Source organism: Granulicella paludicola (assembly GCF_025685545.1).
In the GTDB taxonomy this organism is placed as follows: domain Bacteria; phylum Acidobacteriota; class Terriglobia; order Terriglobales; family Acidobacteriaceae; genus Granulicella; species Granulicella paludicola.
Window position 1 is genome coordinate 902,937 of record NZ_JAGSYC010000025.1, and the last position, 15,782, is coordinate 918,718.

Sequence of the window (15,782 nt, forward strand, 5' to 3'; positions counted from 1 at the left end):
TCTCCCTTACTTGATCGTCAGCGTGACGGAGGTTGAGTGGGTGAGCGCACCGCTGGTACCGGTGACGACGATCGTGTACGTCTTCGGAGGAAGCTCGAAGCCGGTATTGACACCGCAACCCATGGTGGAGAAGGCCGCCGCACTGAAGAGTGCGAAGAGGCACAGGGCGAGGAGTCTTGGCAGGCGGCGCTTGCGCATACCGAAGAGGAGGCAGCCAAACAGCGTGGCTACGGAGATCCCCAGGGTGCGACCAGCGCTGCCGGGCTGGGCGGGTACGAGCGAGCGCGCCTGGACCGGAGCCGTCACGATGGTCATGGTGGTGGAGGTTGGGCCAACTCCCGGTGCATACGTCGGGTTGGCAAACGTTACGGTCGCGCCCGGAGGCAGGCCGGTTGCCGTGAGGGTGACGGGCGAGTTGAATGGCGTCGTCAGTTCTGAGAGCGAGACGGTGTAGATCGCCGTGCCGCCAGAGTAGACGGTCTGACTTGCCGGAGTCGCAGCGATCTGGAAGTCGTTCGTCGTCACCGTAACGGTGGTGGTGAGGGTGGACGCTCCGTAGTTAGCAGAGCCCGCGTAGGTAGCTGTGATGGTGTCTGTACCGACAGGCAGCACGGTCGTTGTGACGGTGGCAGTAGAGACACCATTGTTTGTGGAGACGTTCGCGGTGCCGAGGGTAACGCCACCGCTGGTGAAGGTCACCATGCCGGTCGGAAGGAAAGAGACTCCGGAGATCGGCGGGATGGTGAAGGTCAGGGTGATCGGCGTACCGAAGGGTGCGGTCGTCGGTGATGCGGTGAGGGTATCGGCTGCGCCCGAGGCGGCAGCGACGGTCACGCTGGTGGTGGATGTGATGGCGACGAAGTTGCCGTTACCAGGGTAGGTCGCGGTTACCGTCGAGGTGCCGACGGGCAGCGCCGAGGTGACGGTAGTCGCGACGCATGAGGTTGGGGCGCCGGTCGCGGGAACCGCTGCGATGGCGCCGGTACCCAGAGTGACGCCGCCGCTGGTGAACGTCACCGTGCCCGTCGGGCAGACTCCGTTGATAGGAGCGATGGTTTCGGTGAGCGTGACCGGACTGCCGTAGCTGCTGCCAGCCGTGGAGGTCTCAGCGAGTGTGCCGGTGGAGGTGGCGGCGCTGACGACCTCAGTCGCCGTTGCGGTGCCTGCACCGTAACTGGCGTTGCCGGGGTAGGAGGCCGTGACGGTGTCCGTTCCGACAGGCAGGGTGGAGGTTGTCAGCGTAGCGGTGGTGACTCCGCCAGAGGTGCTGAGGGCTCCTGTGCCGAGAGTGACGCCACCGCTGGTAAAGGTGACCGTCCCGGTCGCTGGGGTGGAGGCTCCGGTGACGGGGGGCACGGTGAAGGTGAGCAGGACGGGTGAGCCGAAGACCGAGCTCGTCGGGTTGAGCGTCAGCGTGTCTGCCGAGCCGGAGGCGGCGCCGACGGTCACTGATGCCGTGGAGCTAATGGCGGTGAAGTTCCCGGCGGCCGGAGCGGTTGCGGTGACGGTGTCGGTTCCTACCGGCAGGGCCGTTGTGGTGATAGCGGCGACGCAGGAGGTGGGTGTACCCGTGGCAGGCATTGGCGAGAAGGTGCCCGTGCCGAGGGTGACGCCGCCACTGGCGAAGGACACGGTAGCGGTGGGGCAGACGCCGTTGATGGGAGCGATCGTTTCGGTGAGTGTGACGGTCATGCCGAAGGTGTCGCCCGTAGCGGGGGAGATCGCCAGGCTACCGGTCGCGGTGGCTGGGGTTACGGTAACCGCGGCGGTCGGGCTTGATGCGCCGTAGTTGCCGTTGCCAAGGTAGCTGGCGGTGACGGTATCAGGACCGATGGGCAGCGCGGAGGTGCTCAGTGTGGCGGTGGTGATGCCACCGGTTGTGCTGAGGGTTCCTGTACCCAGGGTCGTGGGGCCGTTGCTGAAGGTGACCGTACCCGTGGCCGGGGCAGAGGCTCCGGAGATGGTTGGGACGGTGAAGGTCAAGAGGACAGGCGAGCCAAAGACCGAGGTCGTCGGATTAGCCGTGAGGGTGTCCGTGGCGCCACTGACGCTGGCGACCGGCTCGGTGGTGGTGGAGGAGATGGCGCCGAAGTTACCGACGGCAGGCGCGGTAGCAGTGATCGTGTCGGTGCCTACGGGCAGCGCGGAAGTGGTCGTCGTCGCGACGCAGGCGGTGGGAGCTCCAGCGGGTATCGCTGAGAAGATGCCCGTGCCGAGGGTGATGCCGCCGCTAGCGAAGGTCACGGTAGCGGTGGGGCAGACGCCGTTGATGGGAGCGATGGTTTCGGTGAGCGTAACGGTCGCGCCGAAGGTGTCACCCGTGGCCGGTGAGGCGGTCAGGGTGCCATTCGCGGCGACGGCTGTGACCGTCTCAGTCGCGGTGGCCGAACCGGCAGCGTAGTTGGCGTTGCCGGGGTAGGTGGCTGTGATGCTGTCGGTGCCGACGGGCAGGACGGAGGTCGACAGTGTCGCCGTCGTAATGCCGTTGGCGGTGCCGAGATTGCCGGTGCCGAGGGTGACGCCGCCGCTGGTGAAGGTCACCGTTCCGGTAGCCGGCGTGGAAGCTCCCGCGACGGTCGGCACCGTGAAGGTGAGCAGGACCGGGGAGCCGAAGCTGGAGGTCGCCGGGTTCGCGGTCAGCGAGTCAGTCGAACCGGAGACGACACCGACGGTCTCCGTGGTGGAGGAGGAGATCGCGTTGAAGCTGCCACTGGCCGGGGCCGTCGCGTTGATGGTGTCGGTCCCTACCGGCAGCACGTTGGTGGTAATCGTCGCGATGCAGGCTAACGGCGTGCCAGTTGCCGGGTCCGGCGTGAAGCTGCCTGTGCCCAGCGTGGTGCCGCCACTACTGAAGGTCACAGTTGAAGTTGGGCAGACGTTGTTGATCGGAGCGATGGACTCCGTCAGCGTGACGGTGGTGCCATAGGTGTCGCCCGTTGCCGGTGAAGCGGAGAGCGTGCCGCTAGCCGTGGCAGGGGTGACGGTTTCGGTCGCGGTGGCAGAACCGGCTGCATAGTTGGCATTGCCAGGGTAGGTCGCCGTAATGGTGTCCGTACCGACAGGCAGGGTGGAGGTCGTCAACGTGGCGGTGGTGATGGCGTTTGCCCCGGTGCCGGCGGTGCTCAGAGTTCCGGTGCCGAGTGTGGTGGAGCCGTTCGAGAAGGTCACGGTGCCAGTCGGCGAGGCGGAGGCTCCGGCAATGGTCGGGACGGTGAAGGTGAGCAGGACCGGAGAGCCGAAGACAGAGCTTGCCGGGTTAGCGGTGAGGGTATCGGCTGAGCTCGGAGCGAGCGCGACCGTCTCGGAGACCGAGGAGGAGATGGCGCTGAAGCTGCCAGCCGCCGGAGCCGAAGCGGTGATGGTATCCGTGCCGACCGGCAGCGCGGAGGTGCTAAGTGATGCGACGCAGGTCGTCGGGTTCGCGGCAGGCGATCCAGTGAACACGCTCGTGCCAAGGCTGACACCACCGCTCGAGAAGGTGACTGGGGCAGTTGGGCACATGCCATTGACCGGCGCTATTGTCTCGGTGAGCGTGACCGTGGTGCCGTAGGTGTCGCCGGTAGCGGGTGAGGCCGTGAGCGTACCGGACTGGGTGGACGGAGTGACTGTCTCCGAGGCGGTGGCGGTGCCTGCCGCGTAGTTGGCGTTGCCAGGGTAGCTGGCGCTGACGGTATCCGTGCCCACCGGCAGTACTGAGGTGTTCAGCGTTGCGGTCGTGACAGCGCTGGCACCCGTACCGGTGGTGGTAAGGCTTGCGGTACCAAGCGTGGTGGAACCGTTGGTGAAGGTGACGGTGCCGGTCGGCGAAGCGGAGGCTCCGGCGACGGTGGGCACGGTGAAGGTGAGCGCTACAGAGGAACCGTAAGCCGAGGTGGTCGGGTTCGCTGTGAGCGTGTCGCTCGCGCCAGAGGCGGCGGCGACGGTCTCGTTGGTGGTGGAGGAGATCGCACTGAAGCTGCCCGCAGCTGGAGCGGTTGCGGTAATGGTATCTGTGCCCACCGGCAGCGCCGTGGTGGTGAGGGTGGCGACGCAGCTTGTCGGGTTGGTCGCAGGTACACCGCTAAAGGCGCTGGTACCCAGGGTGGTGCCGCCGGTCGCGAACGTTGCTGTCGCGGTGGGGCAGACACCGTTGATGGGAGCGATCGTCTCCGTCAGTGTGACAGAGGCACCGAAGGTATCACCTGTTGCTGGCGAGGCAATGAGCGTTCCGGTGGCGCTGGCAGGGGTGACGGTCTCGGTCGCCGTGGCGGAACCTGCGGCGTAGTTGGCGTTACCCGGGTAGCTGGCGGTGACGGTGTCAGTTCCTACCGGCAGTGCAGAGGTGTTAAGGGTGGCGGTGGTGACGGCACTGGAGCCGGTGCCGGTGGTGGAGAGCGTACCGGTGCCGAGGGTGACTCCACCGCTGGTGAAGGTCACCGTTCCGGTCGGCGAAGCGGAAGCTCCAGAGACGGTCGGGACGGTGAAGGTGAGCAACACCGAAGTCCCGAAGGTGGAGCTGGTCGGGTTGGCTACGAGCGTGTCCCCTGCCCCAGGTGCAGCAGCGACGGTCTCAGACGTGGAGGACGAGATCGAGTCGAAGCTTCCGGAGGCCGGAGCGATCGCGGTGATGGCGTCCGTACCTACCGGGAGCGCGGTGGTGATGGTGGTGGCCGTGCAAGTAGTCGGGTTGCCGGCAGGCGAGCCGATGAAGGAGGCCGTACCGAGCGTGGTGCCGCTGCTGGCGAAGGTGATTGCTGCCGTCGGGCACATGCCATTGATGGGAGCGATGGTCTCAGTCAGCGTGACGGTTGAGCCAAAGGTGACGCCCGTTGCTGGCGACGCGGTGAGGGTACCTGCGGCGCTGGCCGGAGCGACGGTTTCTGTCGCCGTGGCCGATCCGGAGGCGTAGTTCGCGTTGCCGGGGTAGGTCGCGGTGACGGTGTCGGTGCCGACCGGCAGCACTGAGGTATTCAGCGTGGCGGTGGTGACGGCGCTGGCTCCGGTGCCGGTGGTGGAGAGTGTGCCGGTGCCCAGGGTGACGCCGCCGCTGGTGAAGGTGACGATGCCGGTCGGCGAGGCGGTGGCGCCTGTCACGGTCGGGATACTGAAGGTCAGCGTGACCGAGGTTCCGTACGTGGAGCTGGTTGGGTTGAGAGTGAGGCTGTCACCGGTGCTGGGAGCTGCAGCGACCGTCTCCGAGGTGGAGGACGAGATGGCTGCGAAGCTGCCGCCAGCCGGTGCGGTGGCGGTGATGGTGTCAGTTCCGACGGGCAGAGCCGACGTCGTCGCGGTCGCTACGCAGGAGGTGGGGCTGGCGGCGGGCGTTCCGGTGAAGGTTGCGGTGCCGAGCGTTGTGCCTCCGCTAGCGAAGGTCACCGTAGCTGTGGGGCAGGCACCGTTGATGGGAGCAACCGTCTCGGTGAGCGTGACGGTCGTACCGAAGGTGTCACCGGTGGCAGGCGAGGCTGTGAGTGTACCGGAGCCACTGGCGGGAGTCACTGTCTCGGTGGCCGTAGCCGAGCCGGAGGCGTAGTTGGCGTTACCCGGGTAGCTGGCGGTGATGGTGTCGGTGCCGACGGGGAGAGTCGAGGTGTTTAGCGTGGCGGTGGTGACGGCGCTCGCGCCGGTGCCGGTAGTGGAGAGCGTTCCCGTGCCGAGCGTAACGCCGCCGCTGGTGAAGGTGACGGTGCCGGTGGGAGCGGTGGCTCCGGAGACGGTGGGTACGGTGAAGGTCAGCGTCACCGAGGTGCCGAAGGTGGAGCTGGTCGGGTTGGCGACCAGGCTGTCGCCGGTGCTTGGGATCACGCCGACTGTCTCCGAGGTCGAGGAGGAGACGGCGCTGAAGCTTCCAGCGGCCGGAGCGGTGGCGGTGATGGTATTGGTGCCGACCGGCAGAGCTGTCGTCGAGGTGGTGGCGGTGCAGGAGGTCGGGTTTGCGGCAGGTGAGCCGGTGAAGGTGGCGGTGCCGAGCGTGGATCCACCGCTCGCGAAGGTCACCGTGGAGGTCGGGCAGGTACCGTTGATGGGAGCGACGGTTTCAGTCAGTGTGACAGTCCCGCCGAAGGTGTCACCCGTCGCAGGTGACGCAGTCAGTGTGCCGGTCGCAGTTCCCTGCAGCACGGTTTCAGTGGCTGTGGGAGCGGGTGAGGCGGCCCCGTAGTTGGCGTTGCCAGGATAGGTTGCGGTGATGGTGTCCGTGCCAACGGGCAGCGCCGAGGTGCTGAGCGTCGCGGTGGTGACCGCGCTTGCGCCGGTGCCGGTGGTCGAGAGCGTGCCCGTGCCGAGCGTCACGCCACCACTGGTGAAGGTGACGGTACCGGTCGGCGAGGCGGAGGCTCCGGCGACGGTCGGTACGGTGAAGGTGAGGACGACGGAGGAACCGTAGGCGGAGGTCGTCGGGTTGGCGGTCAGCGTATCGTTCGCGCCGGACGCTGCTGCCACAACCTCACTCGCCGTAGAGGAGATGGCACCGAAGCTGCCGCCCGCCGGAGCTGTCGCCGTGATGGAGTCCGTGCCGACGGGCAGAACCGTCGTCGTCGTGGTCGCAACACACGAGGTCGGGTTCGTGGAAGGCATACCCGTGAAGGTGCCCGTGCCTAGCGTCGTGCCGCCGCTGGCGAAGGTGACCGTAGAGGTCGGGCAGACGCCGTTGATCGGAGCGATCGTCTCGGTAAGCGTGACCGGAGCACCGTAGGTATCACCGGTGGCAGGCGTTGCAGAGAGCGTGCCGGTGGCTGAGGCGGGTGTCACTGTTTCGGTCGCGGTGGGTGAGGGGCTGGCAGCCGCGTAGTTGGCATTGCCAGGATACGTGGCGGTGATCGTGTCGGTGCCGACAGGTAGAGACGACGTGCTCAACGTAGCGGTAGTGGTGGCGTTTGCGCCGCTACCGACGGTGGAGAGCGTCGCTGTGCCAAGGGTGACGCCGCCACTGGTAAAGGTAACCGTGCCCGTCGGCGAAGCGGAGGCTCCGGCGACCGTCGGTACGGTGAAGGTCAACTGGACAGGCGAACCGAAGGTGGAGCTGGTCGGGTTCGCTGTGAGAGTGTCGGCGGCGCCAGAGGCGCTTCCAACCGTCTCCGTTGTCGTAGAGGAGATCGCACCGAAGCTGCCCGCGGCGGGCGCGGTCACGGTGACGGTGTCGGTACCGACCGGCAGCGCGGTGGTGGTGATGGTGGCGACGCAGGTGGTGGGGTTTCCAGCAGGAGATCCGACGAAGGTGGCGGTGCCGAGTGTCACACCACCGGCCACGAAGGTGGCCGTGGCGGTAGAGGTGGGGCAAGCACCGTTGACGGCGGACACGGTCTCGGTGAGAGTAACAGGCGCTCCGAAGGTCGAGGTCGTCGGATTTAGGGTGAGTGTGTCGTTGGTGCCGACGGCCTTGTTGACGACCTGAGCCACGGTGTTCGAGGTCGTGCCTGAAACGTAGTTTGTATTGCCGCCGTAGGTCGCGACGACGCTATCCGTACCCACCGGGAGTGTCGAGGTGGTGAAGGTGTAGACGCCTGCGGTCGAGGTCGCCGTCGCTGTGCCGAGCGAGACGGCGGTGGTGGAACCGGACGGAGTGTAGGTCAGCGGGACTCCACTCGCGGCGGTCGGCGTTCCATCGGCACCGGTAAGCGTTACGGTGAAGGTCGTGCTCTGGCCGTAGGTGCTCGGGTTCACGCTGGAGGTGAGCGCGACCGAGGCGGTGGCCTGGGTACCTACGCCATTAAGCGTGACCACCTGAGTCGCAGGGCTGGCATTCAGGCTATTGTCCTGAACGTTCATCGAGCCGGTGACGGTGCCGATCTGCGTGGGTGCAAAGCTGATCCCGTAGGCGCAGGTGGAGCCGGAGGCGAGCGTTCCAGCTGTGGAGCTCGAGGTAGTGAGATTTGGGCAGGTGCTGGTATTCGAGACACTGAACCCGGTACTGATAGAAGGATCGGTGCCTGCAGACGGTACGGGGAAGGTGGCAGTCGTGGTGCCTGTGCTGAAGACGTTGATCGTGCGCGGACTGTCTGAGCTGGTGGTGCCGATCGTGGTTGAGGCGAAGGTCAGCGTGGAGGCCGTACTGCTGATCTTGCGGACACGATTGTCCTTGGAATCTGTAATGTACAGATTGTCTGCACCGTCGAGAATAATGCCGGTGGGCGCGTTGAAGGTGGCGAGGCTCGAGGCACTCCCATCACCGCAGGCAGAGGTGCCTGCACTGCATGCAGTAGCAGAGCCGGCGATGGTGGTGATCGTCTTTGCGGTAGCGCTGACCACACGAATCGCGTTGTTACCGGAATCCGCGATGTAGAGATTGTCCGCGCTGTCTGTGTCGATGTCGGTGGGGGTGTTCAGAGTCGCCGAGGTGGCGACTCCCTTATCACCTGAATAACCAGCGGTTCCGGTACCCACGACGGTCGTCAAGATACCGGTAGAAGCGGTAAGAAGGCGGATCCTGTTGTCGCCGGTGTCGGCGATGAAGAGGTTATCGGATGGGTCCGCTGCGACCGACTGAGGTGCGTTGAGTGTCGCAGCCGTTGCAGCCCCGCCATCGCCGCAGGTGGCTGTTGTAGAGGTGCACTTTGTACCTGTACCGGCGATAGTGCTAATAAAGGTCGTACCTGTGTCCACTTGTCGGATGGCGTTGTTGCCCGTATCCACAATGAAGACGTTTTCGAAGGCATCTACGGTCACGCCAGCAGGGGCATTCAAGGTCGCGGCTGCAGCCAGACCCAGATCTCCCGTATAGGAAGCTGTGCCTGTACCCGCAAAGGTGCTTATAAAGCCAGTGATTTGGTTCACCACACGAATGCGGTTGTCGCCGGTATCGGCGATGTAAATATTCCCGAGGCCATCCACGGCCACGCCCAGCGGTGCGTTCAGGTTGGCTGAGGTTGCCGCAGCTCCGTCTCCGCAAGCGGCCGTTGTCGTCGCGCATTTGGTGCCGTTGCCCGCTACGGTGGTGATGACGCCCGTAGTAGCCGTGACCTTACGGATGACATTGTTCGCCGTATCGGCGATGTAAAAATTGCCCTGGAAGTCGATCGCTGACTTTGTGGGGGTTGCAAGCGTCGCCGCGGTCGCCGCGGCAGCGTTGCCCGAATTTCCGGAGGCCCCTGTGCCTGCGTAGGCGGAGGTTGTTCCAGGAGAGATCGCAACCTGCGGACCCGTGGCGTAGCCGCTTATGGGAAAGGTTATCGTGCCGGTGCTCGTAACGACCCGTAGCCGTGCCACGCGCTCACCCGTGTATTCGGGGGAGAAGGTTACTGGCACCTGGCAAATCGTGTTGTTGGGTGTGGTGACGGTGGTGCTCAGCGTGCAGTTTGCTACGGTTCCAACTGTAAACTCCTGTATCCCACCCTGTGAGGTGGGGACAGAAACACTGTTGATTGCGACTGCTGCCGTCGTCTGAATATATAAAGTGACCGCAGCGCTGGTGGAACCCACAGCTGTGGTGGGAAAGACGGGAAAATTCAGATCGATTTCTCGAACGACGCTCGCGCTGAACTCCGACTCGAGATAGCTACCTGTTTTTCGCAGATAGGTCAGCTTTTGCGGCAGATTCAACTCGGCCTGAATGGCGGGTCCGCCGTCTCCGGTATATCCTGCGGTGCCATTGCCGGCTGAGCTTTGTATCACTCCAGTAGATGACTTTACGATGCGGATGCGCTCGTTATATTTGTCAGCGATGATGAGGTCGTCGACAGGGTCGACATCGATCGAAGCGCCTCCGGTTGCCCCTTTGGCGGTGGCGGTATTGATCTCAGCGCTGGTTGCGGCGCCGCCATCACCGGTGAACCCCTGTGTCCCATTTCCGGCTACGGTGGTGATGGTCCCGGTAGTGGCATCGATACGACGGATCCGGAAGCCAGCCTCATCCGAGAAGTAATATTGTTCTTGGGGTCGACCCGAACGCCGAAGGGATACTCAAGCTGAGCGCTGGTAGCGGCGATATTGTCGCCGTTATACCCCGCAGTCCCTGTTCCAGCAATCGTACTGATGACCCCGGTAGCAAGGGTGACCTTGCGAATGCGATCGTTGCCCTGGTCCGCAATGTAGATATTGCCGACCGAGTCAATGGCGACTCCGGTGGCGAAGTTGATCTGGGCGGACGTGGCGGCCGCGCCGTCCCCGGTATACCCGCAGGTGCCGTTGCCAGCTACGGTCTTGATGAGGCCGGTTGCAGCAACAACCTCTCGAATACGGCAGTTCTGCTTATCTGCGACGTAAAGGTTGCCGGAGGAGTCGATCGAAAGACCCTCGGGAAAGTTTAGCTCAGCAGATGTAGCGGCCTTGTTATCACCGTTATATCCAGAAGTGCCGTTGCCGCGACGGTGGTTACGATGCCGGTGATGGCATCGACGCGACGCACACGGCTGGTTCCGAAATCATTGAAGAAGACATTGCCGGCGCGATCGATGGCCGTCTCCTGCGCGTTATTGATCTGCGTCTGGGTGGCCTGGATGCCATCGGCTCCGTTGCCTGTGGTGCCGCTTCCAGCGATGGTATGGATGGTGGGCACGACGACGATGTTCTGCGCCAGAACAGCCGGTGGAAGCGATGCGATCAGCAGCCCGGTGCAGAGGGTCCATAGAAGGACGCGTGCGGCGAGGTTCTGGGGCGCGGGTTCCGGAAGCGCGGTCCTGCACGAGTCCGCCCATAAGGCGCAGTTCTGCTGTGGATGGCGCGATGGACGTTCGAGGCTGTGTGCCGAAAGGGGTAGCGCCAGAGGTGAGATGTCTCTCTGTTTCGTCGTCAACGAGGAGACCAGCAGGGCATCGATATAAGACGCAAGAGACTTGAGAGAGTGCGCAATCCGCATGGCGTAGATATCTCCAGATCGGCAGTACGGCAAAAAGAACAACAAGGAATTCAGTTTTTAGACTTAGACACCCACCTGCGAAAGTAATACCGACTTACTTTTGCGAAACGAATTAATAGCTGAAGCGTCCAAACATAACGATGTAAGAAAGTGCAAAATACAACGTCAGAACTACGTAAAATAAATCCACGTATAACAACCGGGCTAAGCTCGAAAAGGCGTGAACCAACTCAACTATTTATCGCGAGATAAAGGGCGCTAGCATTCGAATCTGAGCCAAAAAAACTATTCGCAAAATCTATTGTCGAAACGTGTACCTGTACCTTCTGGATTTACGAATAAAAAAATAACTTACTAAAAATGCCCATAAGGGTTATCCCTATGAAGGTGTTACACGTTATTCCTGGTTGGCAAAACTGACAGTACTCAATCTGTGAACTATAGAAATTGATTCAGATCAATTTCATTGGAAAATGACCGACGCCCACAGCTATAAAAACGCGTGCCCATTTTGGGCTCGCATTTTTAGATATCTCGACGCAGAGTCTTCCTTTCGATCGTAGAGCGTGGGCTCGTCATTCTTCTCCTCTGAGCGATTTCTGAAAGACATGGGTTTCGGCGACCTAACGTGACCCGCGAGTAGACACTTCCCTTTCCATCCATGACGAAAGTTTCCACTGAGCCTAGTCGGGGAGTGCTCTCGTCTGAAGAGTGTCTATCGGCGGAGACCCTCGAAACATGAGCCCACAACCCCTCCTGGCGCAGGATCCGTCAACGGATAAGGGGCCGGTATGGAGATTGCTTATGCAACCCATAGGAGAGCGGCGGTTCTGTTGATTTGTCAGGATCGTGTGCTCATAATCGAACCACGATAGAAGCGAGAGTGAGCTCTTTATTCCTGGATTCCCCGTGAATCCAGCGGAATTGCCTCGAACATCGACCAAGCGTGACGCTTCTGCGCCTTCTTGCAGACCGGACGGCCTCCCCCGATTGCAGGCCGGGCGTTCTGACATAACGAGATTCCCGACTCGATGCCATTCGAGCGCCACCAATTTTCACCTCGTCCTTCATCTCCAGGAGATCCCATGCACGTTCGACCGATTCGGCAGTATTGTCCTCTGATCTTCGCTCTTATACTGGCGGTTCTTGTTCCCGCGACGATCGTTGCCCAGACGAATACGACGCGCCTGAGTGGTATCGTGACCGATCCGACGGGAGCGTTAATTCCCGAGGTGGCGGTGGAGTTGAGCAAGCCTGACATCGGGTTTGTGAAGGTGGTGAAGTCCGATTCGGGTGGCGCGTACAGCTTTGATCAGGTCACCCCCGGCAGTTACACCGTGACGGTAAGTGCCGCAGCCTTTTCGCCTGAGGTGGAGAAGGTAGAGTTGTTGGTGGCGACACCGCGCATCTTGAACTTCAAGCTGAAGGCCGGAACTACGGAGGTCGTGAACGTCGAGACAACGCTGGCGCAGTTAAACTCCACCGACGCGACTCTGGGCAAGGCCTTCGACAGTGCGCAGGTCCAGAATCTGCCCTACCTGGCGAACAATGTGACCTACCTGCTCTCGCTTCAGCCGGGTGTTCTGGCAATCGATAGCGGAGCGCAGACGGGTGGTCTGAATACAGATCCCCGTACGGGCGTTGTTAATGGAGCTCGGCAGGACCAGACGAACATTACGCTGGATGGTGTAGATAACAACGATCAGGTATTCGGCTACGCTTTCAACGGAGCGCTGCGGTCCACGCGTGACTCGGTAGAAGAGTTTCGTGTGACGACGACGAATGCTAACGCTGATGCGGGTCGTTCCTCCGGCGCGCAGGTTTCGCTGGTGACGCGAAGCGGTACGAACAACTTTCATGGCAGCGCATATGAGTACTATCGAGATCCGGGGACAACGGCGAATAATTGGTTCATCAAGCAGGGACAGCTGAACTCTGGAACGCCCAACATCGCGGCGAAGGTGTTGCAGCACACCTATGGCGCTTCGCTGGGTCTGCCTATCAAGAAGGACAAGCTGTTCTTCTTCGGTGCGTATGAAGGCTTCAAGCAGGCGAGCGATGTGCCGGTGAGTGAAACCGTTCCTTCGGTGTTCGGCGGCGGCGGTCTCTACACGGGAAATGTGGTGTATGAGGCCTGCCCGACGACTTCTCCCGGCTGCCAGAACAGCACGATATTGAAGACGCTGACGCCAACGGACATTGCCCAACTCGACGGGCGTGCGTCGGACTCAAACTGCGCTACTACGACCTGCTATGCGCCGGCGACGAATGCGGCCGCGATCGCGTACTTCAAGCAGTTCCCTCTCGCGAACGCTCCCGGTGCGGCTGATCCCTACAACACTGGCATCTACAACTTCACCTCTCCTTCGCCCATTCATCAGATTACGAACATCGTTCGTCTCGATTACAACATCACGTCTAAGCAACTTTTGTTTGTGCGCGGCAACCTGCAGAGTGACAATCAGGCGACGCCGCTGCAGTTCCCTGGCCTGCCCGCTGCGTCAAATGTCTTCGGCAACAACAAGGGCATCAGCGCAGGGCACACCTGGAACATCAACGACCGAATGACGAACAACGCACGCTATGGCTTCACCAGCCTCGGTAGTGCGAGTCGCGGAACGGGTAGCCAGCCCTTCGTCAACTTCGGAGCGTTCAGCACGTTGACGGCGGCGACGACCAGCACGGTGTATAAGGTGCAGACGAGCAATTTCGTCGATGACTTTACGTATGTTCATGGACGCCACATTGTGCAGGCGGGTGTGAACATCACACTGCTCTCTAACGGCCAATACTTCGATGCACCCTTGCTGGCGGAGGCGCAAGTGAGCCCGAATCTGCTGGCAACGGCAGCGATTGCCAACCAGGGCGGCAGCTACGATCCCGGTGCGTTTTCCTGCGCGGATTGCGGCCAGGTGGCAAATGCCTATGCCAGCTCGTATAACAACGCCATCATCGCCAACATCGGAGCGATGGAAACGGCGACCTCCGGTACAGAGTTCAAGGTGCAAAACAACTCGCTGGTGCCGCAAGGCGTTGGCGTTATTCCGACTCACACGTATAAAAATGTCGAGCAGGAATACTACGTTCAAGACCAGTGGAAGGTCACCCCGCATCTGACGCTAACGGGCGGTCTGCGCTATGTGCATCTGGGCGTGCCGTACGAGAAGGACGGGCAGCAGATTGCACCGACCATATCACTGAACACATTCCTCGCGGACCGTATTAGTGCGGCGGCCAAGGGCTCTGCGTACGACACTGACATCAGCTTCCGCGCCTCCGGTTCGCCCAACGGACAGCCGAACTTCTGGACGCCGCAAAAGTACAACTTCGCGCCGCGCCTCGCTTTTGCTTATGCGTTCCCGGATGCCAAGACATCGATTCGCGGCGGCTTTGCGATCTCCTACGATCACTTCGGTGCCGGTGTGATCGATGCCTACCAGTCGAATCAACAGTCTCTGCTTTCACTGGGGCAGACGAACCTGGCTACGTATACGGACATCAACTCCAACCCACGTTTCACCGGCTACCACAATGTACCTTCCGTGCAGGGAGCCACAAGCGCATTGCCACTGCCGTTCACGCCGGCGGAGAGCCCCTTCACCTTCGACTACAGCATTAACGATAAGCAGAAGACGCCCTACGCCGAGACGTTTAACTTGACTGTGGAGCGCCAGCTACCGCATAGCGTCGATATCGTGGCCTCCTATGTGGGCCGCCTCGGCCGCCACCTGGTACAGAACCTCGACGTTGCGATGCCGACCAACTTCTACGACCCAGGCAGCAACCAGACATACTTTGCAGCGGCAACCGCCTTTGACAAGATGGTGGATGCGGGAACGACCGTAGGTGCGATTCAGAACAGCGGCTTCTTCCAAAATGTGTTTCCGCACTTTGCGTATCAGGACCCGGTCTCGGGTGTGAACTACACGGGTGCTCAGGCTTATTACGATGTGTTTGCTGCGAACCGCGGAAACGAGACGAATGCCCTGTTCCAGGCGGACACCGATCCGACGGCGTCGCCGAATGGACAGAGCTTCCGCTTCTTTTTCCCGCAGACTTCGTCTGTCTATGCGCAGTCAACGATCGGCACCAGCAGCTATAACGCACTGCAACTTTCGGTGCGGCAGGTACTGCATTATGGTCTTGAGTATGACGTGAACTATACATTCTCGAAGTCGCTCGACGAAGGTTCCGATCCTGAGCGAAATGGTTCTGGCGGCAGCCCGGTGATCAACACCTTTTCGCCGAACCAGTGGTACGCGCCATCGGACTTCGACGTGCGGCATAACATTACAGCGAACTACACTGCACCTCTGCCGTTTGGTCGCGGCAAACCGTTCTTCAGCAATGCGGGCTCCTGGATGGATCGCCTGATTGATGGCTTCCAGCTGAATGGCGTCGTACATTACAGCTCGGGTTTTCCGTTCAGCGCGGTTGACTCGAACAACTGGGGCACGAACTTTGCCTTCAACAGCAATATGGTCCAGACGGGACCGATTCCAACCGGCGGACATCGTTATATCGCGGCCGAACAGACGGAGACAGCCCTGAAAGGCATCACTTCGGCGCAGGCCAACGCGAACCTGCGGCCCGCATATGTGGGTGAATCCGGCCAGCGCAACAACTTCCGTTCCGACGGCTACCTGTCTATCGACGATGGGTTGTCGAAGAGTTTCCGCACGTTCAAAGAGCAGGAATTCCGTATCTCGGCAGAGGTGTTCAACGTGTTGAATACGAACCGTTTTGCGAGTGTCCAGACGAGCGGTGTGAGCCCGAATTTCGGGGTCTATCTAAACAGCAACACGACTCCTGCATTACTTTTGCAGCCGCGACAGATGCAATTCTCGGGCAAGTACATCTTCTAGCGTTGAGTTGCGGCGGGTGTAGACGGGGAGCCAGGGCGAAATCGCCCTGGCTCTTTCTGCTGTCTCCCGTCTTTCCTGATCTGATCGCTATCCAACAGCGCCATCTGCATGCGACGCAGGTCCGGTCAGAACGAAAGGGTAGACGC

At 61.5% G+C, this 15,782-nt stretch carries 4 protein-coding genes; 1 reads left to right on the forward strand and 3 read right to left on the reverse strand.

Features of this window, described 5'->3' with window-relative positions; genetic code table 11:
- Positions 1 to 6 precede the first annotated feature (6 nt).
- From OHL14_RS15565 to OHL14_RS15570, 3 genes are all read right to left on the reverse strand, one after another.
- Entirely contained in the window at positions 7 to 9,588 is a 9,582-nt protein-coding gene (locus tag OHL14_RS15565; protein WP_263380271.1) for an Ig-like domain repeat protein, read from the reverse strand.
- Between the two features lie 179 nt (positions 9,589 to 9,767).
- The gene (locus OHL14_RS20265; RefSeq protein ID WP_396271402.1) at positions 9,768 to 10,199 is read right to left on the reverse strand and encodes an NHL domain-containing protein; all 432 of its coding nucleotides are present in this window, start codon (positions 10,197 to 10,199) and stop codon (positions 9,768 to 9,770) included.
- Positions 10,200 to 10,219: 20 nt separating this feature from the next.
- Complete coding sequence (locus tag OHL14_RS15570; RefSeq protein ID WP_263380272.1) at positions 10,220 to 10,771, reverse strand: hypothetical protein; 552 nt, start codon at positions 10,769 to 10,771, stop codon at positions 10,220 to 10,222.
- Between the two features lie 1,085 nt (positions 10,772 to 11,856).
- Between OHL14_RS15570 and OHL14_RS15575 the strand changes: the two genes are divergently transcribed.
- Complete coding sequence (locus OHL14_RS15575; protein ID WP_263380273.1) at positions 11,857 to 15,636, forward strand: TonB-dependent receptor; 3,780 nt, start codon at positions 11,857 to 11,859, stop codon at positions 15,634 to 15,636.
- Positions 15,637 to 15,782 lie beyond the last annotated feature (146 nt).

Bases quoted from the DNA above. Each gene is read 5' to 3' on its own strand.
- OHL14_RS15570 (WP_263380272.1), bottom strand. From the start codon at position 10,771: ATGCGGATTGCGCACTCTCTCAAGTCTCTTGCGTCTTATATCGATGCC.
- OHL14_RS15575 (WP_263380273.1), top strand. From the start codon at position 11,857: ATGCACGTTCGACCGATTCGGCAGTATTGTCCTCTGATCTTCGCTCTT.